Annotated in this window: 21 protein-coding genes and 1 tRNA gene; 14 read left to right on the forward strand and 8 right to left on the reverse strand. The window is 68.1% G+C overall.

The window, feature by feature from the left end:
• Nucleotides 1-51: 51 nt before the first annotated feature.
• Complete coding sequence (gene ligD / locus HD841_RS17100; protein WP_179510104.1) at nt 52-2562, reverse strand: DNA ligase D; 2511 nt, start codon at nt 2560-2562, stop codon at nt 52-54.
• A 127-nt stretch (nt 2563-2689) separates the two neighbouring features.
• Complete coding sequence (gene ku / locus HD841_RS17105) at nt 2690-3553, reverse strand: non-homologous end joining protein Ku (protein ID WP_179510105.1); 864 nt, start codon at nt 3551-3553, stop codon at nt 2690-2692.
• A 250-nt stretch (nt 3554-3803) separates the two neighbouring features.
• Between ku and pdxH the strand changes: the two genes are divergently transcribed.
• The 3 genes from pdxH to HD841_RS17120 are packed head-to-tail and all read left to right on the forward strand — an operon-like array spanning nt 3804 to nt 6152.
• Entirely contained in the window at nt 3804-4382 is a 579-nt protein-coding gene (gene pdxH, locus HD841_RS17110) for a pyridoxamine 5'-phosphate oxidase (RefSeq protein ID WP_179510106.1), read from the forward strand.
• A complete protein-coding gene (locus tag HD841_RS17115) occupies nt 4379-5326 on the forward strand; it encodes a cation diffusion facilitator family transporter (RefSeq protein ID WP_179510107.1) in 948 nt (315 codons plus the stop codon). Before pdxH ends, HD841_RS17115 begins: the two co-directional genes overlap by 4 nt.
• 28 nt (nt 5327-5354) lie before the next feature.
• Complete coding sequence (locus HD841_RS17120) at nt 5355-6152, forward strand: PhzF family phenazine biosynthesis protein (RefSeq protein WP_179510108.1); 798 nt, start codon at nt 5355-5357, stop codon at nt 6150-6152.
• A gap of 178 nt (nt 6153-6330) precedes the next feature.
• On the opposite strand, the gene HD841_RS17125 is transcribed toward HD841_RS17120, so the two are convergent.
• On the reverse strand, nt 6331-6585 hold the full coding sequence (locus tag HD841_RS17125; protein WP_179510109.1) for a UvrB/UvrC motif-containing protein: 255 nt from the start codon (nt 6583-6585) through the stop codon (nt 6331-6333).
• A complete protein-coding gene (gene mnmA / locus HD841_RS17130) occupies nt 6582-7700 on the reverse strand; it encodes a tRNA 2-thiouridine(34) synthase MnmA (protein ID WP_179510110.1) in 1119 nt (372 codons plus the stop codon). Before mnmA ends, HD841_RS17125 begins: the two co-directional genes overlap by 4 nt.
• A gap of 155 nt (nt 7701-7855) precedes the next feature.
• On the opposite strand from mnmA, the gene HD841_RS17135 reads away from it, so the two are divergent.
• From HD841_RS17135 to HD841_RS17145, 3 genes are all read left to right on the forward strand, one after another.
• Nucleotides 7856-8101, forward strand: coding sequence for a hypothetical protein (locus tag HD841_RS17135; RefSeq protein ID WP_179510001.1), 246 nt, complete (start codon nt 7856-7858; stop codon nt 8099-8101).
• Nucleotides 8102-8203: 102 nt separating this feature from the next.
• The gene (sciP, locus tag HD841_RS17140) at nt 8204-8503 is read left to right on the forward strand and encodes a CtrA inhibitor SciP (RefSeq protein WP_179510111.1); all 300 of its coding nucleotides are present in this window, start codon (nt 8204-8206) and stop codon (nt 8501-8503) included.
• A gap of 107 nt (nt 8504-8610) precedes the next feature.
• Nucleotides 8611-8868: a GlsB/YeaQ/YmgE family stress response membrane protein gene (locus HD841_RS17145; RefSeq protein ID WP_038665458.1), complete on the forward strand. Its 258-nt coding sequence runs from the start codon at nt 8611-8613 to the stop codon at nt 8866-8868.
• A 62-nt stretch (nt 8869-8930) separates the two neighbouring features.
• On the opposite strand, the gene HD841_RS17150 is transcribed toward HD841_RS17145, so the two are convergent.
• A complete protein-coding gene (locus HD841_RS17150; protein WP_179510182.1) occupies nt 8931-9638 on the reverse strand; it encodes an SIMPL domain-containing protein in 708 nt (235 codons plus the stop codon).
• Between the two features lie 230 nt (nt 9639-9868).
• Between HD841_RS17150 and HD841_RS17155 the strand changes: the two genes are divergently transcribed.
• Both HD841_RS17155 and HD841_RS17160 read left to right on the forward strand, forming a co-directional pair.
• Entirely contained in the window at nt 9869-11056 is a 1188-nt protein-coding gene (locus HD841_RS17155; protein ID WP_179510112.1) for an efflux RND transporter periplasmic adaptor subunit, read from the forward strand.
• A 1-nt stretch (nt 11057) separates the two neighbouring features.
• Nucleotides 11058-14288 (forward strand): efflux RND transporter permease subunit, encoded by a 3231-nt coding sequence (locus HD841_RS17160; RefSeq protein ID WP_179510113.1) that lies wholly within the window; start codon nt 11058-11060, stop codon nt 14286-14288.
• Between the two features lie 20 nt (nt 14289-14308).
• Here HD841_RS17160 and HD841_RS17165 read toward each other — a convergent pair whose 3' ends face one another.
• Together HD841_RS17165 and HD841_RS17170 are read right to left on the reverse strand one after the other, a co-directional pair.
• The gene (locus HD841_RS17165) at nt 14309-15895 is read right to left on the reverse strand and encodes an alkaline phosphatase D family protein (protein ID WP_179510114.1); all 1587 of its coding nucleotides are present in this window, start codon (nt 15893-15895) and stop codon (nt 14309-14311) included.
• A gap of 18 nt (nt 15896-15913) precedes the next feature.
• Entirely contained in the window at nt 15914-18559 is a 2646-nt protein-coding gene (locus tag HD841_RS17170; RefSeq protein ID WP_179510115.1) for a TonB-dependent receptor, read from the reverse strand.
• A 234-nt stretch (nt 18560-18793) separates the two neighbouring features.
• Here HD841_RS17170 and HD841_RS17175 point away from each other — a divergent pair, with 234 nt between their 5' ends.
• The 5 genes from HD841_RS17175 (at nt 18794) to HD841_RS17195 (ending at nt 23704) form a co-directional block, all read left to right on the forward strand.
• Nucleotides 18794-20059: a DUF445 domain-containing protein gene (locus HD841_RS17175; protein ID WP_257015703.1), complete on the forward strand. Its 1266-nt coding sequence runs from the start codon at nt 18794-18796 to the stop codon at nt 20057-20059.
• An 82-nt stretch (nt 20060-20141) separates the two neighbouring features.
• Nucleotides 20142-21242 carry an ABC transporter permease gene (locus HD841_RS17180; RefSeq protein ID WP_179510116.1) on the forward strand — a complete coding sequence of 367 codons (1101 nt, stop codon included), beginning with the start codon at nt 20142-20144 and terminating at the stop codon, nt 21240-21242.
• Entirely contained in the window at nt 21242-22150 is a 909-nt protein-coding gene (locus HD841_RS17185; RefSeq protein ID WP_179510117.1) for an ABC transporter ATP-binding protein, read from the forward strand. Before HD841_RS17180 ends, HD841_RS17185 begins: the two co-directional genes overlap by 1 nt.
• Complete coding sequence (locus HD841_RS17190) at nt 22150-23112, forward strand: MlaD family protein (protein WP_179510118.1); 963 nt, start codon at nt 22150-22152, stop codon at nt 23110-23112. The genes HD841_RS17185 and HD841_RS17190 overlap by 1 nt, the downstream gene beginning before the upstream one ends.
• 4 nt (nt 23113-23116) lie before the next feature.
• On the forward strand, nt 23117-23704 hold the full coding sequence (locus HD841_RS17195) for an ABC-type transport auxiliary lipoprotein family protein (protein WP_179510119.1): 588 nt from the start codon (nt 23117-23119) through the stop codon (nt 23702-23704).
• 424 nt (nt 23705-24128) lie between these two features.
• On the opposite strand, the gene HD841_RS17200 is transcribed toward HD841_RS17195, so the two are convergent.
• Nucleotides 24129-24986, reverse strand: coding sequence for a peptidylprolyl isomerase (locus HD841_RS17200; protein WP_179510120.1), 858 nt, complete (start codon nt 24984-24986; stop codon nt 24129-24131).
• Between the two features lie 87 nt (nt 24987-25073).
• Here HD841_RS17200 and HD841_RS17205 point away from each other — a divergent pair.
• Nucleotides 25074-25164, forward strand: a tRNA-Ser gene (locus HD841_RS17205).
• Nucleotides 25165-25700 lie beyond the last annotated feature (536 nt).

Here is a 25700-nt window from a genome sequence, read left to right on the forward strand (position 1 = left end):
CGTTCGGCACGAACGGGAGAGGGGTGCCGCGGCAGGTAGAGCGTTCGCCCCTCACAAATCCGGCAGCACCTGATCCGCCACGCCCCAGCCGGCCAGCGCCCGCGAGGTCGCGCGTTGCAGCAGCTCGTCCGCGTCGCGCACGCCCCAGCGTGCCGCGGTGTCGATGTCGCGCAGCTCGGTCCACGATACCGGCGCCGCCACCGGCGCGCCGGCGCGCGCCCGCGCCGAATAGGGCATGATCGCGGTGCTGCCGCGCTGGTTGCGCAGATAGTCGATGAAGATCTTGCCCTTGCGCTTGGCCTTGGTCATCACCGCGACGTAGCGGTCGGGCTCCGCCGCCGCCAACGCGCGGGCGAAGCGGTCGGCGAAGTCCTTCACCGCCGGCCATTCCGCCTGGGGGGTCAGCGGCACGACGACGTGCACGCCCTTGCCGCCCGACAGCAACGGAAAGCTGACCAGCCCCAGTTCCGCCAGCTGCGCGCTGACATGCTCCGCCGCGCGCTTGGTGTCGGCGAAGTCGAGCCCCTCGTCGGGGTCGAGGTCGATCACCAGCCGGTCGGGCTTCTCGATATCCTCGATCCGCGATCCCCAGCCGTGGAACTCGATCGTCCCCATCTGGACGCAGGCGACCAGCCCGTCGGCATCGTCGACATAGAGATAGGGCTGCACCGAGCCGTCCTTCTCGGTGACGTCGACATGGTGCACGGTGTCGCCGAAGCTGCCGGCGTCATGCTTCTGGAAGAAGCACGCGCGCGCCCGCCCCTGCGGGCACCGGACGAGGCTGACCGGCCGGCGGCCGGCCCAGGGCAGCATGATCGGCGCCAGTTTGGCATAATAATCGGCAAGCTCGCCCTTGGTGACGTTGCTCTCCGGAAAGATCACCCGGTCGCGGCTGCTCACCGTGATATGCACTTCGGGCGCGGCGGGGGCGGGCTGGGGCACCTCCGCCACCACATCCTCCGCCGCCTTGTCGCCGCGCAGGCCGAGGAAGCTCGAATGGCGCAGCACCTTGTCCGGCGTCACCTCCGCATAGGCGATTTCCGCGACCAGTTCGGGCTTCACCCATTTTGCGCCGCGCAGCGCCGCCTTGAACGGCTTGATGCTCGCCGCATCGACCGGCGGCGCCTCGGTGGCGAGCGCCGCCAGCCGCTCGGCCAGTTCGTCCATCCGCGCCTGGTCGAAGCCGGTGCCGACCTTGCCGGCGTAGCGGAAGCCGCCGTCCTCATGCACGCCGAGCAGCAGCGACTTGAACCCGCGCTTCTTGTCGGACGGCGTCCAGCCGACGATGACGAACTCCTGCCGCCGCGTGCATTTCGCCTTCAGCCACGTCCGGTTGCGCTTGCCGGCATAGGGCGCGTCGGCGCGTTTGGAGACGACGCCTTCAAGCCCCTCCTTGCACATTGCCGTGAACAGCGCCTCGCCCGAGCCGAGCACGTGGTCGGCGAATTGCAGCCGCGGGCCGTCGCTGAGGATCGCGCGCAGCCGGTCCTTGCGCTCCACCGTGGTCAGCGCGGTCAGATCCTCGCCGTCGAGTTCGAGCAGATCGAAGGCGAACAGCGTCATGTCGCCGGCGGTGGAGATGGCATCCTTCAGCGTCGAGAAATCGGGCCGGCCGTCCTTGAACGCGACGATCTCGCCATCGACCAGCGCGCTGTCGACCGGCAGCTCGGCCGCCGCCGTGGCGATCGCGGCAAACTTGTCGGTCCAGTCGAGCCCGCTGCGGGTATAGACCTTCGCCGTGCCGCCCGCGACCGCGACGAGCGCGCGATAGCCGTCATATTTCACCTCGTGCAGCCAGCCGGTGCCGGCCGGGACGGCGTCGACCAGGGTACAGAGCTGCGGTTCGCGGAAGGCGGGGAGCGGGGCGCCCTTGCCGCCGCGCCGCTTGGCCGGCTTCGCCGGCTTGGCCGGTTGGGCCGGTTGGGCCGGTTTGGCGGATGTCTTCGGCTGTACCGCCTTCGCCGCCTTGGCGGGGGAGGGCGTGCGCGCCGGCTTGCCCTCGGCGATCTCCGCCATCGTCCGGCCGGTCGCGACGCTGGTCAGCGCCTCCTCGACCAGCGTGTCGGTGCCGCCGGCATAGGCGTCGTCGATCTTGCGCAGCAGCCAGTTCTCGCGCGTCTCCTTGGCGCGCGGCTTCAGCCGGATCAGCAGCCACTCGCCCTTCATCCGCTCGCCGTCGAGCGTGAAGTGCAGATGGCCTTTCTCGATGTCCTTGGCCGATTTGCCGGCCACCGGCGCCCAGGTGCCGCGGTCCCACAGCATCACCGTGCCGCCGCCATATTCGCCCTTGGGGATCGTCCCCTCGAACGTGGCATAGGAGAGCGGATGGTCCTCGGTGCGCACCGCGAGCCGCTTCTCGTCGGGATCGAGGCTCGGCCCCCGCGTCACCGCCCAGCTCTTGAGCACCCCGTCGACCTCCAGCCGGAAGTCCCAGTGCAGCCGCGTCGCGTCATGCTTCTGCACGATGAAGCTGTTGCCATGCCCGGGCTCCAGCGTTCCGGCCGGCTCGGCCGTCTTCGCGAAATCGCGCTTGGCGTTATAGCGTTCGAGCGGATCGGTCATGCCCGGCGCCGATCGCCGCGATGATGAGGCGCGATCGCTTTCGCCGCCCTATCCGTCACCCCGGCCTTTCTCCTCGCCGCGGGGTGGACTCCGGAACAAGCCCGGGGTGACGGTCGCGAGGATCGGCTCATGCGCGCTTCTTCGCCGGCGCCTTCTTGGCCGGTGCCTTCTTCGCAGGCGCCTTCGTCTCCTCCTTCGCCGCGCCCGATTTCTCCATCGACTTCTTCAGCGCCGCCATCAGGTCGACGACATTGCTCGCCGACTTGCCGCCGTCGTCTTTCTCCTCGACGACCTTGGCGCCCTTCGCCTTGCGCTTGCGCTCGACCAAGTCCTTCAGCGCGTCGACATAGCGATCGTGGAATTCCTGGGGATCGAAGGTCGCGGTCTTCTTGTCGATCAGCGCTTCGGCGAGGTCGAGCAGCTCGGGGTCGGGCTTGCCCTCCGGGATCTCACGGAAATAGCTCTGCGCCTTGTTGACCTCGTCGGCATAGCGCAGCGTTTCCAGCACCAGCCCGCGCCCGCACGGCTTCAGGCTGACGACATATTCGCGTCCGCGCATCGCCAGCTGCCCCAGGCCGACCTTCTTGGTCCGGCGCAGCGCCTCGCGCAGCACGATGAACGCCTCCTCGGCAAGGTCGTCCGCGGGCACGACGAAGTAGGGCTTTTCATAATAGAGCACGTCGATCTCGCTCGCATCGACGAACTGCGTCAGCTCCAGCGTCTTCTTCGATTCGAGCTTCACCGCGTCGATCTCGTCCTGCTCCAACAGCACGAACTCGCCCTTCGACACCTCATAGCCCTTCATGATCTCGTCGGTGTCGACCGGGCCGACGCCGGTGACGATCTTCTCGTAATGGATCGGCTGGCCGGTGGGCTCGTGGATCTGCTTGAACGCGACCGAGGCGCCGCTTTTCGTCGCCGAATAGATTTCGACCGGGATCGACACCAGGGCGAGCCGGATCTGTCCTTGCCAATAGGCGCGTGCAGGCATGAATGGGTCTTTCCGTTGCGGATGCGATTCAATCCCCGGGCGCGGGAGTCGTTCCGCTCCCATCAACGCCGCTTCCACCAAGGCGACGGGGGCGCCGCACTGGCCGGCGGGAGGACGTGCGGGAGCCCGGCGAGGCGGGATCGACCGTCAAGCTTTTGAAAGAACCTGATCCCCGCCCCATCCTTTTCGCGGGCGGACAGACACTGGGGGCCGCATTTCCCGCGGGGCCAACATGCGCTAAGGGCCGGGGATGGCTGACGACCCCTTTGCGCTGTTCGACTCCTGGTACGCCGAGGCGCGCGATAGCGAGATAAACGATTCCAATGCGATGGCACTCGCCACCGTCGATGCCGCGGGGCAGCCGTCGGTGCGCATGGTGCTGCTCAAGGGGCATGGCCCCGACGGCTTCGTCTTCTATACCAATCGCGAGGGTCGCAAGGCCGCCGATCTCGCCGCGGTGCCCAAGGCCGCGCTGCTGTTCCACTGGAAGTCGCTGCGCCGCCAGATCCGCATCGAAGGCGCGGTAAGCCTCGCCAGCGACGCCGAATCCGACGCCTATTTCGCCAGCCGCGGCCGGGATTCCCAGCTCGGCGCCTGGGCTTCCGACCAGTCGCGCCCGCTCGACTCGCGCGAGACGTTCGAGGCGCGGTTCGCGGCCGTCAAGGCACGGTTCGAAGGACGCGACGTGCCGCGGCCGCCGCATTGGGGCGGCTATCGCGTCACCCCGCATGCGATCGAATTCTGGCAGGATCGTGCCCATCGCCTGCATGAGCGCCGGCTGTTCACCCGCGACGGCGACGGCTGGCGCGAAGGGTTGCTGTTCCCATGACCCGCGACGAACAGCGCCGCATGCTGCCCCTGGCGACGCGCGCCGCGCTCGCCAGCGTGGCGATGGCGTGCTTCCTGCTCGCCCTGAAGGGGTTCGCCGCCTGGCATACCGGCTCGGTCGCGATGCTGGGCAGCCTCGCCGATACCGCGCTCGACCTGCTCGCCAGCCTCGTCACGCTGTACGGCGTCCGCCTCGCCGCGACGCCGGCCGACCACGACCATCGCTTCGGCCACGGCAAGGCGGAGGCGCTGGCGGCGCTGTTCCAGGTCGCGCTGATCACCGCTTCGGCGGCGGGCATCGCCTGGCGCGCGATCGCGGCCCTGACCGAGAACGGCCCGACCGCCGACGCCGAATTCGGCATCGGCGTGTCGATCATCGCGATCCTCGCGACGGTGGTGCTGCTCTGGTACCAGCGCCAGATCATCCGCCAGACCGGATCGGTCGCGATCATGGCGGACAATGTCCATTACCAGTCCGACGTGCTGCTCAACGGCTCGGTGATCGTCGCTCTGGTGCTCGACCAGTATCTCGGCTGGCACAAGGCCGATCCGATCCTCGGCATCGCGATCGCGCTGTGGCTGGCATGGGGCGCGTTCCAGGCATCGTCCAACGCGATCGACCAGTTGATGGACAAGGAATGGCCCGACGACGAGCGCGCCGCCTTCCTCGATGTCGCTGCGCGTCAGCCGGGGCTGAAGGGCATCCACGATTTCCGCACCCGGCGTTCGGGGAGCCACGATTTCGCGCAATTCCACATGGAGGTCGATCGCGACCTCACCGTCGGCGCCGCGCACGATATCGTCGAATCGGTCGAACGCACGCTGCGGCGCACCTTCCCCAAGGTCGAGGTGCTGATCCATCTCGACCCCGAAGGCCATGTCGATACCGACAATCCGCTGGTCGAGGCGGACGTCACCCCGCACTGGTTCGGCAAGCGCCTGTAACCCGCGCCATCATCATGAGGTTCTGGTCATGAGAATACCCTTCGCGCAGATCGACGCCTTCGCCGACGCGCCCTTCGCCGGCAATCCGGCGGCGGTGATGCCGCTGTCGGCTTGGCTGGCCGACGACGTGCTGCTGGCGATCGCCGCGGAGAACAACCTGTCGGAAACCGCCTTCCTGGTGCCCGACGCGAGCGGCGCGACGGATTTCGAGCTGCGCTGGTTCACCCCGGCGGCGGAGGTTGCGCTGTGCGGCCATGCGACGCTGGCGAGCGGCCATTTCGTGCTGTCGTCGGATGGCGACCTGACGCAGGTCCGCTTCCGCACCCGCCGCGCGGGCGTACTGACCGTGACGCGCGAGGGCAGCGGCTATGCGCTGGCGCTGCCGGCGTGGAAGCCCGAACCCAGGCCGCTGCCGGAGGTGGTGGAGGCGCTCGGCGTCACCGGCGTCGTCGAGACGCTGTGGCGCGAAGGCGGCTATGGCGTGATCGTGCTGGAGTCGGAAGCCGCGGTTCGCGCCGTCCGCCCCGACCTGCGCGCGCTCGCCGCGACCGGCGACCATCAGGCGATCGTCACCGCACGGGGCGAGACCGCTGCGGTGGTCAGCCGCATGTTCGCCCCCGGCTCGGGCGTCGACGAGGACCCGGTGACCGGCTCCGCGCATGCGGTGATCGTACCCTATTGGGCGGAGAAACTGGGAATTGACCGGTTCAGCGCCTTCCAGGCGAGCGCGCGTGGCGGCGCCTTGTCCTGCCGGCTGGAGGGCGACCGCGTGGTGCTCGGCGGCCATAGCGTCACGGTGATCGAGGGGACGTTCCTGCTGCCGTGAATGCTTTCCGACGTGTCATCCCGGCGCATGCCGGGACCCATGGACACGATGTCGCGGATGGCAGTGCCTTTCATCAGCCGCCCGCAACCATGGGTGCCGGCGTTCGCCGGGATGATGATCGGGGAGGCGTCACGCGCTCGGGGTGAGGGGAGGGTGCCCCCCAACGCTCCCCTCCGCGCTACCGCCCTCGCCGCTTGGTCATCGGATCGGGTTTCGCCGGCTTCACCCAGCCCTCGGGCGGCGCGACGCGCGACTGGCTGGTGCCCAGTCCCATCGCACCCGGCCGCTGCCGCTCCAGCCCGGCGGTATCGACGTCCGCACCGCCGGCGCGCAACAGGCTGATCCGGTCGCGCAGCTTGCCCGCCGTCTCGAAATCGAGTGCGGCGGCGGCCGCCTCCATCTCCAGTCGCAGCGCCTCGATCGAGACGGTCACGCCGCCGCCGCCTGTATCGCCAGCGCCGGCTCGGTCGCCGCGATCCAGCCGCCGCCCAGCACCCGCTCGCCTGCATAGAGGACGGCCGCCTGCCCCGGTGCGACGCCATATTCGGGCGCGTCGAAGCGCAGCCGGTCGCCATCGAGCCGCGCCGCGACCGGCTTGGCCATCGAGCGCACCTTGGCGGTGATCGGGCCGGCATGATCGCCGCCGATCCAGTTGAGGCCGGTGACCTCAGCCGCCGCCACCGCCAGCGCGGCGCGCGGGCCGACCACGACCTGCCGCGTCGCCGCATCGACGCGCACGACGTACAGCGGCTCGGGCGTGCCGCCGATCTCCAGCCCGCGGCGCTGGCCGACGGTGAAGTGGATGATGCCGCGATGGCGGCCGAGCCGCCGCCCGGCGAGATCGACGATATCGCCCGCGGTATCCGCCTCGGGGCGCAGCTTGCGCACCAGCGCGGCGTAATCGCCGTCCGGCACGAAGCATATGTCCTGGCTGTCCGGCTTGGCAGCGACGCCAAGCCCCAATTCGGCGGCGATTTCGCGCACCCGTGCCTTGGGTAGCGCACCAAGAGGAAAGCGCAGATAATCGAGCTGCGCCTGGGTCGTCGCGAACAGGAAATAGCTCTGGTCGCGCGCCGGATCGGCGCCGCGATGCAATTCCGCCCCCGCCGGGCCGATCACGCGACGGACATAATGGCCGGTCGCCAGGCAATCGGCGCCGAGGTCGCGCGACAGGCTGAGCAGGTCGGTGAACTTCGGCCCGGTGTTGCACTGCACGCAAGGGATCGGCGTCTGTCCCGCAAGATAGGCGTCGGCGAAGGTATCCACCACCGTTTCGCGAAACCGCGTCTCGTGATCGAACACGTAATGCGCGATGCCGAGCCGGTCGCACACCGCGCGCGCGTCGCGGATGTCGCGGCCCGCGCAGCAGCTGCCCGCGCGCCCGGTCGCCTCACCGTGATCATAAAGCTGCAGCGTCACGCCGATCGTTTCGGCGCCGGTCTGCGCCGCCAGCGCGGCCACCACCGAACTGTCGACGCCGCCGGACATCGCCACGACGATCCGCTTGCCGGTAAGTCCGTCGCCGAGCTGGAAATCCACATCGTCCATAGCGGTCATCCTAGCCGTTCCGGCGCCAAACCGCAAAACAGCGCCGGTTAACATGGCCTCACATAGGTTCATACAAAAGTGACAGTTGCTTTACCCCGCCTTCATTGCTCGCCGCTACAAGGGAGGTTCGCAAAGGCAATACGAGTGGATCAGCGTTGGACCTCAGCTTTCCAGGCTTCGACAGAAATACGGAAGTCACCAAGCTTCCCGGCGATCTGGCGGTGCTCATGGTCGGAATCGCCGCGCGGCAGACGGCGTCTCCCACCGCCGTCGCGCAGGCGCGGTTCGGCCGGATCGGCCATCCGTCCCGCTTGCTGCAGCCGCTGGACGGCGCGTTCAACGGTCCGACCGCCGCGTTGCTCGCCCAGTGGAGGGACGGAATCCCGCCACGAGAAGGATGAATTCGTTGTTAACCTTGGCGTGCAAGGCGTTCTTCAAGACCGTTCGCTAGGGTTCAGTATCGCGTTTGAGAGGGGGCCCCCAGCCCCGATCGAGGTTGAGTGATGATCGAGAACCAAAAAATCCGCCCCGCCAAAGTGATAGGCCCGCTCGGCGAGTCGCTCACGCTGGATTCGCTGCCGCCGCCGTCGACGACGCGCTGGGTCGTGCGGCGCAAGGCGGAAGTGGTCGCGGCGGTCAACGGCGGTTTGCTGACCGTCGACGAGGTCTGCACGCGCTATGGCCTGACGGTTGAGGAATTCGCCAGCTGGCAACGCGCGATCGATCGTTCGGGCATGCCCGGATTGCGCGTCACGCGCATCCAGCACTACAAATCCTTGTACGAACGCCAGCAGAAATATTGAATGTTCCAACGTCCCTAGGCCGCGAAAAACGAAACGCGTGCGGAACATTGTTACGGGGTTGGGCGTCTTTCCGAGCGGAGCCCATGGCGGGCGAAACGGAGGGACCTATGGGTATCATTCTTTGGCTTATCATCGGCGGCGTCATCGGCTGGCTCGCCAGCATCATCATGCGCACTGATGCGCAGCAGGGCATCTTCCTGAACATCGTCGTCGGTATCGTCGGCGCGTTCATCGGCGGCCTGATCCTGTCGGGTGGTTCGATCAACAACCAGCCGCTGAACATCACGTCGTTCCTGGTGTCGCTGCTCGGTGCGGTGATCCTGCTCGCGATCGTGAACCTGGTTCGTCGCGGTAGCGTTCGCTAAGCAGTTCGCTTCGTCACGCGAAATGGAAGGGCCGTCCGGGCGACCGGGCGGCCCTTTTCGCGTCATTGCAGCAGGAATCGCACCGACAGCGTGACGGTGACGTCCTTCTCGCCCGCGGCGATCTCGGTGCCCGCGGCATCCGCCTTCATCGCGCGGGCGGCGAACATCGGCTGCGGCCCCGGCCCGCCGCTATCCTGCCCGGCCTCGGCGATCGAGATCACCCGCGCCACCTTCAGCCCCGCCGCCGCCGCATAGAGGTCCGCCCGCGCCCGCGCGCGCTTGACCGCGTCGGCGCGCGCCTCGTCCAGCGCGGCCTCAGGCTTGTCGATCGACAGATTGGGACCGTCGATCTGGTTGGCCCCCTGTGCGACCAGCGCATCGAGCACGCTCCCGGCCCTGGTCACGTCGCGGAAGCGGATGGTGACCGTGTTGGTCGCCTGATAGCCGGTGATCGCCGGCGGCTGACCATCGGTGTAGCGATATTGCGGGCTGAGCCCGACGTTCGAGGTGGCGAGATCGCGCGGCGCGATGCCGGCGCGCTTCACCGCGGCGAGCACGCGCTGCATGCGCTGCGCATTGTCGGCGAGCGCGGCGGCGGCGGTGGGCGCCTGCGACACCACGCCGGCACGGATCGTCGCGAGATCGGGCACCCGCGTCGTGCGCCCTTCCGCGCTGACGTCGAGGATGGTCCCCTGTGCGGGCACCAACGGTTCCACCGTGGTCGGCGCGCTCTGCGCAAATGCCGACGCAGGTGCGATCATTAGTACCATTGCGGACAGATATTTCACTTAGTCTCTCCCGTGTCGGTGAACGCTACGCCCAGCATTTGCCCTGATCGAGGTCAACCTTAGCTGAACGGGTGATCGTGTTGCGGACACTGTGACTTTCGGGCATGACGCGACCATCGCGCCAGCGGGGGCTTGAGCGCGGTGCTATATTCAGATAACACAGTCGTGACGGACGATGGCCCGGAAGTGGCCGGCACGGGGATGGGACAGGCATGAACGATTATCAGGGTTCGATCGGTCACGAGGAACAGCTGGCCTTGCCGGGTGAACCCGCACCGTCGCGCCGTGGCCGCAAGATCGTCGTCATCCTGGTCATCGTGCTGCTGCTCGCGCTCGTCACCTGGGCGATGTTCGGCCGCAAGAAGGCCGATCCCGCCGCCGGCCAGAAGACCGAGCAGATGCCGACCGTCACCGTCGTCGTGCCCGGCCGCAAGACCGTCGACCGCACGATCACCGCCACCGGCACGCTCGCCGCGCGCCGCGAGATGCCGGTCGGCGTCGCCGGCGAGGGCGGGATGATCACCCGTGTCCTCGTCGAGCCCGGCCAGTGGGTCAACGCCGGACAGGTGCTCGCCACCGTCGACCGGTCGGTACAGACGCAGACCGCCGCCTCGCTCGCCGCGCAGGTCGCCGTCGCCCGCTCCGACCAGACGATCGCGCAGGCCGAGCTCGATCGCGCGCAACAGCTCGTCGACCGCGGCTTCATCTCCAAGGCGGATCTGCAGCGCAAGGCCGCGACCCGCGACGCCGCCGCCGCGCGCGTGCAGGTCGCCGCCGCGAGCCTGCGCGAGGCGAATGCCCGCAACGGGCGGCTCGACATCCGCGCACCCGCCGCCGGCCTCGTCCTCACCCGCCAGGCCGAACCCGGCCAGATCGTCAGCTCGGGCACCGGCGTGCTGTTCCGCATGGCGCAGGGCGGCCAGATCGAAATGCGCGCGCAGCTCGCCGAGGCCGATCTCGCCAGCCTGCGTCCCGGCGCGCGCGCCGAAGTGACCCCGGTCGGCAGCGACCGCCGCTTCGCCGGCGAAGTGTGGCAGGTCTCGCCGATCATCGATCCCAACACCCGCCAGGGCATCGCCCGGATCGCGCTGCGCTACGATCCCGCGCTCCGCCCGGGCGGCTTCGCCTCGGCGACGATCGTCGGCGGTGCCGCGGTCGCGCCGCTGCTGCCCGACGCCGCGCTGCAAAGCGACGACAAGGGCAGCTTCGTGTATATCGTCGGCAAGGACGACAAGGTCGAGCGCCGCAATATCAAGATCGGCCAGGTCTCCGACGCCGGCGTGACGGTGATCTCCGGCCTCGACGGCACCGAACGCGTCGTCCGCTCGGCGGGCGGGTTCCTGGCACCCGGCCAGAAGGTGAAACCGGTCGTCGTGACCGCCCAGCCAAAGGCAAGCTGACATGAGCTTCCGCAACATCTCCGCCTGGGCGATCCGCAATCCGGTTCCGCCGATCGTGCTGTTCATCGCACTGACGCTGGCGGGGATCGTCAGCTTCATGCGGATGGACGTCAACAACGATCCCGACATCGACTTCCCCGTCGTCATCGTCGTCATCAGCCAGCCCGGCGCGGCGCCGACCGAGCTCGAGAACCAGGTCACCAACCGCGTCGAATCCGCGGTCCGCTCGCTCCAGGGCATCGACGAGATCACCTCGACCGTCACCGAGGGCCAGTCGACCACCGTCGTCCAGCTCGCGATCGGCACGCCGATCGACCGCGCGGTCAACGACACGCGCGACAAGATCGCGCAGATCCGCAGCAACCTGCCCGAGGGCATCCTCGAGCCGCAGATCTTCCGCGCCGACACCACCGACAACGATCTCGCCAGTTACTCGGCGATCGCCAGCGACATGACCGTCGAGCAATTGAGCTGGTACATCGACAATACGGTGACCAAGGAATTGCTGTCGGTGCCCGGCATGGCCGCGGTCAACCGCAACGGCGGCGTCAGCCGCGAGATCCGCGTCATCCTCGATCCGCTGCGCCTGCAAAGCCAGGGCCTGACCGCCAGCCAGGTCAACGCGCAGCTCCGCCAGATCAACCTCAACGCCGCCGGCGGCCGCGCCGAGATTGCCGGGTCGGAGCAATCGGTGCGCGTGCTCGGCAATGCCAAGAACGCCAACGACCTCGCGCAGACGCAGATCAACGTCGGCAACGGCCGCACCATCCGCCTCGGCGATATCGCGACGGTGCGCGACCTCTATGCCGAACAGCGCAGCCGCGCCGCGGTCGACGGCCGCCAGGCGATCAGCTTCGACTTCCAGCGCGCCAAGGGTGCCTCCGACGTCAGCGTCTTCAACGAGGCGGTCAAGAAGCTCGCGGATCTCGAGAAGCGCAACCCGAACGTCCACTTCATCCTGCGCTCGAACAGCGTCAAATATACCGAGGCGCAGTACGAATCGGCGATCCACGCGATGATCGAGGGCGCGGTGCTCGCGGTGCTCGTCGTGCTGCTGTTCCTGCGCGACTGGCGCGCGACGCTGATCTCGGCGCTGGCGATCCCGCTGTCGGCGATTCCGACCTTCTGGTTCATGGAGCTGCTCGGCTTCAACCTCAACCAGATGACGTTGCTCGGGCTCAGCCTCGTCGCCGGCGTGCTCGTCGACGATGCGATCGTCGAGATCGAGAATATCGTCCGCCACATGCGCATGGGCAAATCGGCCTATCAGGCGTCGATCGACGCCGCCGACGAGATCGGCCTCGCGGTGCTCGCCACCACCATGTCGATCGTCGCCGTCTTCATGCCGGTCAGCCTGATGCCGGGCATCTCGGGTCAGTATTTCCAGAACTTCGGCCTGACCGTCGTCGTCTCGGTTCTGATGAGCCTTGCCGTCGCGCGCCTCATCACGCCGATGATCGCCGCCTATTTCCTCAAGAGCTTCGGCCATGCCAGCCATGGCGAGGGCAAGCTCATGGACGTCTATATGGCCGTCCTGCGCTGGACGCTCGACAGCACGCGGCAGAAGGCAAGCGCGGCGCGTGGCGGCTTCCACCGCTTCACGAGCCGTTGGCGCGATCATCGCATGTGGGTGATGGGCTTCGGCCTGCTCAGCTTCGTCGCGACGATTTTGATGTTCGGCGCGGTGCCGATGCAATTCTCGCCCGCCGAGAACAGCGACAATTCGACCGCGACGATCGAGATGGTGCCGGGTGCGACGCTCGCCCAGACCGACGAGGTGGTGACGCGGGTCGGCGAGCTGCTCCGCCGCCAGCCCGAGGTCGCCTCGGTCTATACCCGCACCGGCTCGAACGGCGCGGTCAACACCGGCCGTGTCACGGCGACGCTGAAGGAAGATCGCACCGTCACCAGCACCGAATTCGAGCGCAACCTTGCGCCCGAACTCGCCAAGATCGCCGATGCGCGCGTCGGCTTCCGCTCGCAGTTCGGCTGGGGTTCGTCGGGCCGCGACATGACCGTCGTGCTTGGCGGCGACGATCCGGCGCTGCTCCAGAAGACCGCGAACACGCTGGTCGATCAGATGGCGACGTTGCCGATGCTGACCCAGCCGCGCATCTCCGGCAATCTTCAGCGGCCCGAGATCGTGATCAAGCCGCGCTTCGATCTCGCCGCCAATCTCGGCGTGACGACGCAAGCCTTGTCCAGTGCGATCCGCATCGCGACGCTCGGCGATATCGATCAGAATTCGGCGCGTTTCTCGCTGTCGGATCGCCAGGTGCCGATCCGCGTCGCACTCGATCAGGGCGCGCGCACCGAATTGTCGACGATCCAGAACTTGCCCGTCTCCACCGCGAGCGGCGGCTCGGTGCCGCTGTCGCTGATCGCCGACATCAGCCTCGGCTCCGGCCCGACGCAGATCGACCGCGTCAACCAGCAGCGTCGCATCGCCGTCGGCGCCGATCTCGCGCCGGGCGTCGTTTCCGGCACCGCGCAGAAGCAGATCGACAATCTGCCGATCATGAAGAACCTGCCGCTCGGCGTGAACAAGCTGACGCTGGGTCAGGCGAAATGGCAGCAGGAGATGCTCAACAACTTCGTCGTCGCGGTGATCGCGGGCACCTTCCTCGTCTTCGCGGTGCTGGTGCTGCTCTACCGCCGCGCGCTGCCGCCGTTCGTCAACATGGCGTCGCTCTTGCTCGCGCCATTGGGCGGGCTGATCGCTTTGTGGGCGACGGGCAATCCGCTGTCGCTGCCGGTGTTCATCGGCCTCCTGATGCTGCTCGGCATCGTCGCCAAGAATTCGATCCTGCTGATCGACTTCGCGCTGGAGGAGATGAACAAGGGCGTCGACACGCTCACCGCGATCATCGACGCCGGCCACAAGCGTGCGCAGCCGATCGTGATGACCACCGTCGCGATGGTCGCCGGCATGGTGCCGACCGCCGCGTCGATCGGCAGCGACGGATCGTGGCGCGCACCGATGGGCATCGTCGTGATCGGCGGCCTGATCCTGTCGACGCTGCTGACGCTGGTGATCGTGCCCGCGGCGTTCAGCCTTGCGGTCGGCATCGAACGCTATGTCGGTCCGCGCCTCGGCCGCCGCCTGCTCACCTATCGCCCCGGCGACGACGGCAGCACGGTGGTCGGCATCGCCGGACCCGACCAGCCGAGCATCGGCCCGGTTCCCGGACGTATCGGCCGCGACGATCCGGGCACACAGCCGGCGGAGTGATCCGCCGGCTGCGGCTTGCGTCAGGCGAGGTGCAGGCCGGGCTTGCCGCGCTCCGCGACCAGCACGGCGTGCGTCGACAGCGTCCCGTCGGGGACCGCGACGGTATCGAGCACCTTGAGCTCGCCGCGGAACGCGTCGCGGGTCACGTCGCACAGCACGTAGCCGCGGCGGTCCGTCATCGCCTTGAGCTCGGGCGTATGCGCGCGCGCCGAGCGGGTGAAGTCGTCGTCCTCGCCGACCCCGTCCGCGCCCGAGGTGATCGAGGTGGCGAGGAACTCGCCCGACACCACCGTCCCGCGCTGGTCGTGGACCAGGTCGCCGGCATAATGGCGATGCGCATCGCCGCTCACCGTCATGACATTGCCCGGGCAATGATCGGCGATATGGCTGAGCAGGCGGCGCTGGCTGTGCATATAGCCGCTCCACTGGTCCATCGACGCGACCGGCGTCTCGCGGCCCGGCTTGGTGTAATGCATGTTCATCAGCCGCACCTGCTGCGCGATCAGGTTCCAGCGCGCGGTCGAACGGGTCAGGCCGTCGAACAGCCACGCCTCCTGCGCGTCGCCCAGCATCGTGCGCTCGGGCGAATAGACGTCCGGCCCCTGCACCGCGTCGGTATCGTTATAGGCCTGATCCGAACGATATTGCCGGGTGTCGAGGAAGAAGCCCTGCATCAGGTCGCCGAAGCGCGCCTCGCGGTACATCCGCATCTGTCCTGACACCGGCATCGAGCGGCGACGCAGCGGCATATGTTCGTAATAGGCCTGCATCGCCATCGCGCGGCGCATCAGGAACAGCTCGGGCGGGGTGCCGTCCTGATCGTGGTCGCCCGCCCAATTGTTGTCGACCTCGTGATCGTCGAAGCTGACGAACCACGGCGCGGCGGCATGCGCCGCCTGCAGATCGGCATCGGATTTGTAGAGCGCGTAGCGCTGGCGATAGTCGGTGATCGACTGGATCTCGACCGGGCCATGGCGACGGATCGGCGTCATCACCTTGCCGCCGATCTTGCGCGGCTGCGGCCCGCGGTCGGCGCCTTCGTAGATATAGTCGCCGTAATGGAAGACGAAGTCGATCGGCTCCGCCGCGATCTTGCGCCAGGCGGTGTAGAGCCCCTCCTCATAATGCTGGCAGCCCGCCACCGCGAAGCGCAACCGGTCGAGCCGCGCCTGCGCCAGCGGCAGCGTCGCGCCGCGGCCGATGCCGCTGCGCCGCCCGCCGCAGGTGAAACGGTACCAATAGGGCCGTGCCGGTTCGAGGCCGGTCACCTCGACGTGCACCGAATGCGCCAGTTCGGGATGGGCGATCGCCTCGCCGTTGCGCACGATCTGGCGGAAGGCCGGGTCGCGCGCGACCTCCCAGCGGACCACCACCGGCGCGGCGACCATGCCGCCATCCGGCGCCTGCGGCTCGGGCGCGAGCCGCGTCCACAGCACGAACCCGTCCGCATCGGGATCGCCCGCGGCGACGCCGAGCGAGAAGGGATCGGCGAGGAAGCCGGGCGCGTCGATCAGGTTGCGCGGGCGGGCGGGGATCGCGCCGGCCTGCGCCGCCATCCACAGCGCGGGAAAGGCGGCGAGCAGATGGCGCCGGTCGATGATGGTCATGGCGAAACGGTCCTGCGCTCAGTTGATGACGATGTGGAAGAAGGCGACACGGCCGTAATTGTCGATCTCGTTGACATATTGCAGCCGGTTGCCGGTGGTGAACTTCGGCTGGTCGTCGAAGACGTTGTTCAGTTCGTATTTGAAGGTCACGTGCGGCAGCACGCGGTGCCACAGCGCGGCGTTGACGACGGTCAGGGGCGCGCGGCCGGTATCCTCGCTCGGGGTGGCGCCGATCGCGCTGAGCGTGCCGCTCCGGTGGGTGACGGTGGCCCGGAACGCGCCCTTGATCTCCGGCAGCCGCGCGGTGGCGCCGCCGGCCAGCGTGACGACGGGCTGGTACATCAGCCGGTCGACCGTCCGCGTCATGGTTTCGCCGGCGACCCGCATCCGCCCGTCGAGCAAGGTGACGTTGAAGAAGGGGTCGAACTTGCGCCCGAGAAGATCGACGTCGCGCTGGGCGATCTGGAATTCGGCGCCGAACAGCCGCGATCCCTCCGCGTTCATCGGCTGGCGCACCGCATAGAGCGTGCCGTCGATCTGCTGGAGCGAGCGCAGGACGTAGATGTCGTCCTTGATCCACTTGGCGAAGGCGGCGAAGCCGAGCACGCCATGGCTGCCGAAATAATATTCGGCGCCCACGTCGAGATTGTCGGAGCGGCGCGGGCGCAGGTCGGGATTGCCCTGGCGGATCGAACATTCCGGGCCGCCGCTCTCCTCGTCGGTGTCGCCGCAGGTCAGCGTACGCGGCTGGGCGATGTCGCCCGGCGTCGGCCGGCCGAGCGTGCGGCTGTAGGAGAAGCGCAGCTTGGCGCCCTCGCCGAGGTCGTGCATCGCGTTGAACGAGGGCAGCAGATAGCTGTAGCCGCCCGGTGAGCGGGTGATCCCCGGCACCACCACGCCGCTGCGGATCACCGGCTGATAGGCATTGAAGCCGATGTCGTCATAGCGGACGCCGGCGACCAGCTGCGTCGTCCCGGTCTGGTAGTGCAGCGACAGATAGGGCGTCCACAGCCGCTCGGCATAGCGATAGTCGCTGGCGCGGGCCTGATAGGCGGTCTGCACGGTGTCGAGCGTGAGCTTCGACCATAAGGTGCCGCGCGCGCGCTGATAGTCGATCCACGGGAAGGTCGTGGTCGCGCCAACCGGCACGTAACCCGAATCGACGAGATAGTCGTTCATCGTCCGGCCGAGCTTGTAGGTATCGACATCGAGGTCGCGGCGCAGGTCCAGCTTGCGGAACTCGACGCCGGTCACGACGCCGAAGCCGCGATCCTCGGGCTTGGCGTTCCAGCCATAGTCGATGCGGATGTCGGTCAGGTCCTCGCGCGCCGAGCGGCGGGTGATGTTGCCGGTGCTGAGCTTGTAGGTCGACTTGGCGATCAGCGACGGATCGCTGAGCCCCACCACCCGCGGGATGTCGTCCGTCTCCGGCGAGCCGTTCTCCCAGTCGAGGAACATCCGCGCCGGATAGGTGCGCACGCCGACATAGGGCTGGGTGTTGTCGTACAGCGCCTGGGTGAAGCCGCCGCGCACCGACAGGGTCGAATGGCCATCGCTCCAGTCGAGCCCGCCGATGCCGCCATAGGTCTTCTTGTCCCAGGTATCGTAGCGGAAGCGCGAATAGATGCTGTTGACCTGCGAGCGGCCGCCGTTCGGCGTCGTGCCGATGATGGTCGCGCGCGTGTAGAAGTCGTTCTTGTTCATCGTCGAGGATTCCCACAGACGATAACCGAACCCGACCAGCGAGGCGCGCAGCCCGTCCGGCGCGCGCCATTCCAGCTTGGCGCTGCTGCCCGCGGTCTGCAGCCGGTTGGTATAGCTGCCATAACTGTGGTCGCCGGGCACGGCGCGGCCGTCCCAGTCCGGCCCCTCGGGTCCCGCCAGAGGACGGCCGCGCGTGTCGAAGAAGGTCTTGGCCGGCTGCCACCATTTCGACGAGTTGCGCGTGCGGTTCTGGTAGCGCGCGGTCAGCACGATGTTGAACTGGCCGTCCGCGCCGAACCGGTCGGCGAACACGCCCTTCGCCCCGCCGCCCCAATGTTTGGCGCTGCCGCCGATCGTGTTCTTGCCGTCCGGCCCGCCGAACGACTGATAGGTCGGATAGACGTCGAGATGCGTGTAACGGCCGAGGTCGAACGCGCTGCGCGTCACGATATCGACGATGCCGCCGATCGCCGCACCGTCCTGTTCGGCGGTGAAGGTCTTGTAGACGTCCATCCGCTGCGTCAGCTCGGACGGGATGATCTGCAGATTGACCGAGCGCGAGCCTTCGCCGTCGTTGCCGATCGAGGCGAGGGTGATGCCGTCGATCGTCGTCTGGTTGAGGTCGGGCGAGATGCCGCGGATCGTGATGAAGCGCGGCGCATCGCCTTCGTCGATCGTGCTGATGCCCGGCAGCAGCCGCAATTGCTCGGCGACGTTGCCGTCTGCCGAGATCGTCTCGAGATCGTCGTAGACCACGGTATCGACCACCGCGGGCGATTGCGCCTTGTGCGCGGTCGCGATGCGTTCGCCGCTGACGATGATGTCGCTGGGATCGCTCTGCGGCTCGGCCGGGTCACGCGGGCCGTTCGCCGCCGCCCAGGCGGGGGCGCTGCAGTGGAACAGGCCGACGGCGGCGCACGCCAGCAGGCGCGCGCGCGCGGCGCACGAAAACGATGTCATTGGGTAATCCCCCTTCGATGTGGATGGCCGACCTTCGGTCGTGCCCGTCGCACCGTGCCGACCTGAAAGGCGCACCGCGTGACGTCGTGCCGCCCCTAGGAATCAGATATGACAGGGCCATTGTCGTAATGTTGCACTTCGGCGTCAGTCCGTTTTTGTCGGATCAAAGCCATTTAGCTGTGGCCATCATGCCACCCACTTGAACTTCCCCGGCGCTCGGGGATTGTTTCGCGCATGACATCTATCTCCCGCGTCAGCGCCAACGAGGCGGCTCCGCCCGCGCTGGTCCGGATGCGGCGCATCGCCGTCGGCCTGCTGATCGCCATGGCGGCGCTGTTCCTGGTCAGCCGCCATCTCGTCGCGACGCATCCCGGCTGGGGCTTCGTCCAGGCGTTCAGCGAGGCGGCGATGGTCGGCGGCCTCGCCGACTGGTTCGCGGTCACCGCGCTGTTCCGCCATCCGCTCGGACTGCCGATCCCGCACACCGCGATCATCCCGCGCAACAAGGACCGGATCGGCGACACGCTCGCGCAATTCCTGCGCACCAACTTCCTCCAGCCCGCGGTGATCGGCCGGCGCATGCGCCGCGTCGATGTCGCCACCGCGATCGCGCGCTGGCTGACCGATCCGCCCGAGGGGGCAGGGGGCCGCTTCCGGCAGGGTGCGTCGCGGCTCGTCGCGCAGGTGCTCGAAGGGCTCGATCCGCAGCGGCTCGGCGGCATGGTCAAGGCGGGGATCGCCGCGCGGCTGCGCGAGACCGAGGTCGCGCCGATCCTCGGCCGGGTGATGCAGGCCGCGATCGCCGACCAGCGCCATGCGCCGCTGCTCGACGGCGCGATCCGCTGGGGCGCGAAGGCGCTGTCCGCCAACGAGCATCTTATCCGCCAGATGGTCCATGAGCGCGCCGGTTCGATCCTGCGCTGGACCGGGCTGGACGAGACGGTCGCCGACAAGTTGATCGCTGGCCTCGACAAGCTGGTCGCCGACATGGCCGACGATCCGCAGCATCCGCTGCGGCTCAAGGCGGAGGAGGGGCTCGACCGCCTCGCCTGGGACCTGCAATTCGATCCCGCCACCCGCGCGCGTGTCGAGGCGATGAAGGTCGAGCTGATCGCCAATCCGGCGATGCAGCGCTGGCTCGACGGTTTGTGGGAATCGGCGCGTGCCGGCCTGCTGCGCATCGCGCGCGATCCGGAAGGCGCGATGCAGGGCCAGCTCGGCGACATGCTGCGCCAGCTCGGCCAGACGCTGACGCAGGACCCGCGACTGTCGCATACGATCAACCGCTTCGTCCGGCGGGCGGTGGTCGGGATCGCCGCGGATTATGGCGACGGCATCGTCCGGCTGGTGTCGGAGACGGTGCGCGGCTGGGATGCGCGCACGATCACCAGCCGCCTGGAGAATGCGGTCGGCCGCGACCTGCAATATATCCGCATCAACGGGACGCTGGTCGGCGGTCTCGTCGGCCTCGCCATCCACGCCGTCGACGTGCTGTTGTGAACCGGCGCTGTCCGGTCAACCCAACCGTCTCGTATGATAAACGCCTTGCCGTGGATCGGAACTTGGCTCACAAGCAGAGCCGATGAGCGCCTCAGCCGAATTCGAGCAGGACAGCGGCGGAACCCTTCGCTTTTCCGGTGATCTGCTGTTGCGCACGCTCGGCAAGCTGCCCGACCGGCTCGACGCGATCAGCGGCCCGGTGCAGCGGATCGACCTCAGCGGCATCGGCCGGATCGACACCGTCGGCGCCTGGGTCGTCCACCGACTCGCCACCCGCCACGACGCGGCGATCGAGGGGCTGGACGAGGACGGCCGTTATCTGCTCGATCAGGTCGTCGCCGCCGACCGCCCGGTCGCGCTGCCGCCGCGGTCGCGCAATGCATTCGGAACGATGCTCGCCGAGATCGGCGATGCCGTCGTCATCACGCTGCGCACGCTCTACGGCCTGCTCGGCTTCATGGGCGCGACGACGATCGCCTTCGTCAATATCGTGCGCCATCCCAGCCGCTTCCGCTTCAACGCGACGGTCCACCGGTTTGAGGTGGTCGGCGTCCAGGCGCTCGCCATCGTGGGGCTGATGAGCTTCCTGATCGGCATCGTCATCGCCCAGCAGGGCGCGGTCCAGCTCCGGCAATTTGGGGCAGAAGTATTTACCATTAACCTGGTCGGCCGGCTCACTTTGCGTGAACTTGGTGTACTTATGACGGCGATCATGGTCGCCGGCCGCTCCGGCTCGGCCTTCGCCGCGCAGCTTGGCACGATGAAGCTGACCGAAGAGATCGACGCGATGCGCACCATCGGCGTCTCGCCGATGGAGGCGCTGGTGCTGCCGCGGACGATCGCCGCGGTGCTGCTGATGCCGTTGCTCGGCTTCTATTCGTCGCTGATCGCGATCATCGGCGGCGGCCTGCTCGCCTGGGTGTCGCTCGACATCCCGCCGGTCACCTTCATCCAGCGCATCCGCGAGGTCGTGCCGATCACCGACCTCTACATCGGCCTGATCAAGGCGCCGGTGTTCGGCGCGATCATCGCCATTGCCGGCTGTTTCCAGGGCATGCTGGTCGAATCGGACGCCGAACAGGTCGGCCTTCGCACGACCTCGGCGGTGGTGCAGGCGATCTTCCTCGTCATCGTGCTCGACGCCTTTTTCGCGGTGTTCTTCACCTGGGTGGGGTGGAACTGATGCCGGTCCGCGAGCCGCATGACGACGCGCCGATCATCCAGGTGCGCGGCCTCAAGAACGCGTTCGGCGAGGCGGTCGTCCACGACAATCTCGACCTCGACGTGCGCCGTGGCGAGATCCTCGGCGTGGTCGGCGGGTCGGGCACCGGCAAGTCGGTGCTGATGCGCTCGATCATCGGCCTGCAGACGCCGGTCGAGGGCGAGATCACCGTCTTCGGCGAGCCGACGATCGGTCGGGAGGAAACCGAGGCAACCAATATCCGCAAGCGCTGGGGCGTGCTGTTCCAGGGCGGCGCGCTGTTCTCGACGCTGACCGTCGCCGAGAACGTGCAGGTGCCGCTGCGGGAGTTCTACGGCGAGATGAGCCCGGCGCTGATGGCGGAGATCGCCGCCTACAAGGTGGTGATGACCGGCCTGTCGCCCGATGCCGGCCCCAAATATCCCTCCGAACTGTCGGGCGGCATGAAGAAGCGCGCCGGCCTCGCCCGCGCGCTCGCGCTCGACCCCGAATTGCTGTTCCTCGACGAGCCGACCGCGGGGCTCGACCCGATCGGCGCCGCGGCGTTCGACGGGCTGACCAAGTCGTTGCAGAAGACGCTGGGCCTGACCGTCTTCCTGATCACCCACGACCTCGACACGCTCTATGCGATCTGCGACCGCGTCGCGGTGCTCGCCGACAAGAAGGTGATCGCGGTGGGCACGATCGACGAACTGCTCGCGCTCGACCATCCGTGGATCGAGGAATATTTCAAGGGCCCGCGCGGCCGCGCCGCGATCGCGACGCAGGAGGCGCAGACCGATGCGGCGCAGCATCCCACCGAAGTGAAGACGCAACAGATCGCGGCGAGCCCGACCGCCGCCGCCACCGAACCGGCCGCCCCGGCCCGATCCGACGTAGGGACCGACTGATGGAAACCCGTTCCAACCATGTGATCGTCGGCGCGGTGGTGCTGATCCTGCTCGCCGCGCTGGCGATCTTCACGATCTGGATCGCCCGCCTGGGCGGCGCCACCGAGCGCGAATACGACATCTTCTTCAAACAGTCGGTCGACGGCCTGGCGAAGGGGTCGACGGTCACCTATTCGGGCGTGCCGACCGGGCAGGTCAAGGAGATCAGCCTGTGGAAGCCCGATCCGCAGTTCGTCCGCGTCCGCGTCACGGTGAACGAGGAAACGCCGATCCTGCAGGGCACCACCGCGACGATCCAGGGCAGCTTCACCGGCACCAGCACCGTCGCGCTCGACGGCGCGCGCAAGGGCGCGCCGCCGATCGTCTGCCCCGAACAGCCCGACGCGACGCAATGCCCCTATGGCGTGCCGGTCATCCCGACCAAGCAGGGCGGCATCGGCGCGATCCTCAACTCCGCGCCGCAGCTGCTCGAGCGGCTGTCGACACTGACCGAGCGGCTGACCGGGCTGCTCACCGACCGCAACCAGGCGTCGATCGCCGGCATCCTCGACAATACCAACCGCCTCACCGGTGCGCTGGCCGATCGCGGGCCGGAGATCGCGGCGACGCTGGCGCAGACCCGCATCGCGATCCAGCAGGCGGGCGATGCCGCCCAGTCGATCGGCAAGCTCGCCGACACGACCAACGGCGTGCTGGCGGACGACGTCAAGCCGACGATGCAGAACCTCAACACCGCGATCGCCTCGGCGCAGAAGAGCGCCGAGACGCTCAATGCGGCGATCCAGGATGCGCGACCGGGGTTGCAGACCTTCTCCAAACAGACCGTGCCGGAGGCGAACCGGCTGGTCCGCGACCTGCGCGTCACCGCGACGGCGCTGTCGTCGATCGCCGACAAGGTCGATCAGGGCGGCGCCAGCTCGCTGATCGGTCAGCAGAAGCTCCCCGATTACAAGGGCAAGTGAGATCATGAAGACCAAGCTTCTCCTCCTCGCCGCGGCGCTGCCGCTCGCCGGCTGCATCAGCTTCGGCGCCAAGCCGCCGCCCTCGTTGCTGACGCTCGACGCCACCTCGGCACCGGCGGTCGGCGCCGACCAAAATTCGGCGAAGGCGCGCTCGATCACCATCCAGGTGCCGGCGACCCCGACCGCGATCGCGGGCGGGCGCGTGCCGGTACAGGCGACGCCGACGACCATCGCCTACGTCAAGGACGCGCAATGGGCCGAGCCGCCGGCGCGGCTGTTCGCACGGCTGCTCGCCGACACCGTGTCGGCGCGCAGCAACATGGTGGTGCTGTCGACCGTCCAGTCGATCGGCGACCCCAGCGCGACGCTGGCCGGCGACCTGCGCCGCTTCGGCCTCGACGCGTCGACGCGCGAGGCGGTCGTGACCTATGACGGCGCGCTGACCCGTGCCGGCAAGGAGACGGTGGAGAAGCGCCGCTTCGAGGCGCGCGTGCCGGTCTCTGCGATCGACGCCGCCAATGCGGGCTCGGCGATCAGCCAGGCGGCCAACCAGGTCGCGGTCGAGGTCGCCGCCTGGGTCGCCACGAACTGATCGGCGGGGGGCTAGCCTTGGATGCCGGTTCGGTGAAGCCACCGGCGTAGCTGGAAGGGACGATGCACACGGAGGCGGGGGAGAGGCTGTGCGCCGGGCTGCCCTGTCATCCCTCAGCGCAGCGACGCGCCACAGACGACAGCTCCGCCCCCCCACGCCTCGCGTCCTCTGTCGGACGCCCCGCCCCGATAAGCCGGGCAACATCCAGTCCAATTCCTCCCCCGCCAGGGGGAGGTGGCATGCCGAAGGCATGACGGAGGGGGAGGTAAGCGGCATCCCCCGTTGTGTTTCCTCTCCTTCACGGCTTCACCGCGCCGCAGTGCAGGGTCGCACATACCCCCGGCACATGCTTGGATCGCCGGGGGCGACCAATCCCGCCCCCCCGGCGGGCGGCTCTCTCCAAAGCTTGGAAGGTCGACCCAGCCTAGCGCGGCGTGCGCCGCACCGCCGGCAGCACGTCGCACACCGCCGCGCCGTCCAGACTCACCGTCGGCGCATCGGGGGTCTCGCGCTTGGCGACCGCCGCGGCGAACCGCGGATTGTCGGCGCTGCGATATTGGAAGTGCGGCCGCTCGCTCGCCGGCAGGTCGCTCGCCAGCCGGACCGAGGTGATCGGCAGCCGCTCCGCCGCGGTCGCATAGAAGCCCATCGGCGTGTCGCTGCGCGGCAGGCCCGACAGATAGCCCATCCCCTCCACGATCCGCCCGACCACGGTATAGTTTCGGTCAAGCCGGCGCGCCGACTGGCCGATCGGGGTGAACAGCTCGGCGCCCGAGCCGGTGCTCGGCAGCGCATCGCGCGCGACGCCGACCATGCCGTAGCAATGGGTCAGCCACGCCTGCCGCCCGTTGGTGGCGACCGGCCAGCCGTCGGCGGTGATGCCGCTTGCGGTGGAATAGCTGTCCGCCTTCGCCATGCGGACGGCGGGCTGGAAGGCGGCGATCTCGAACTCGGCGGCGGGGCGATCGGTGATGCCGGCGGGCAGCGGCTTCTTCTCGGTGGCATCGCCCCATTGCGTCACCCAATTCTCCTGCACCCGGTAGACGCTGGTCCCGTCCCACCAGCGCGCCCGGGCGAGCGCGCGGATGTTGCCGACATGCGCTGGCGCGAAGGCGGCGGCGAGCCGGATGACGACCTGCTTGCCCGAGGCGAGCGTCATCACCAGCAGCTCGTCGTCGGGCACCGCGCGCCAATCGGCCTCGACCGGGTCGGCGGGGGTGGCGGGGGTGGCGGGTGCCGCCTGGAGCGGCGCCGCGGCGGCGAGGAGGAGCAGGCTGAACATGATCGCAAGACTGGCCCAGGCGCGGCAATCACGCAATCACTTGCAGCCGGAGGGCGGACCGGCTACGCGCGCCCTTCCAGGACATGCGGAGCGGTGGCCGAGTGGTCGAAGGCGCTCGCCTGGAAAGTGAGTATACGTCAAAAGCGTATCGAGGGTTCGAATCCCTCCCGCTCCGCCACCTAGTCTACTGACGCTCGCTCGTTGCGAAGCGGCCCGCGGAATGCGGCGCAGTTCCGCGTCATTTCCCTGTAGAACCTTAGCGCGGAGAGTTTCTCTCTTACGGTTCTAGGCCGATCAATTCCCTGTTTTCTCCGCCGCGCGAGGCGGCAGTACCGTTTGCCATTTCCGCGGCCGAATTTTCCCGAGAAGCGGCCTTCTACAGGGAAAAGGCGCGGATCAGCACGCAAGGGCCCGGAGACGAAACCGGCAAACCGCAGATCTACGGGCAATTGGCGTCGCTTTTCCCTAAGCTGCGTTGCAGGGAATTGGGCCTTGGCGTTTGCGGTAAGCAGCGAGGCGCAAGGTCGAACGCACGCCTTCATGGGAAAATGCCCTTTCCCATCTTGTCAACCTAAATCGTCAGACCCACTTCCCGGCCAGGCCACTCGGCCTCGGAGCAGTCCGCGACATCACGTCAGCGGCATCACCGCACATCGATAACGGTCTTGCCTGGAGGTGAGTCGCTGGTCCTCGGTCGCTGCAACTAGCGCTTGA

This window comes from Sphingomonas melonis, assembly GCF_013409985.1.
Classification (GTDB): Bacteria; Pseudomonadota; Alphaproteobacteria; order Sphingomonadales; family Sphingomonadaceae; genus Sphingomonas; species Sphingomonas melonis_A.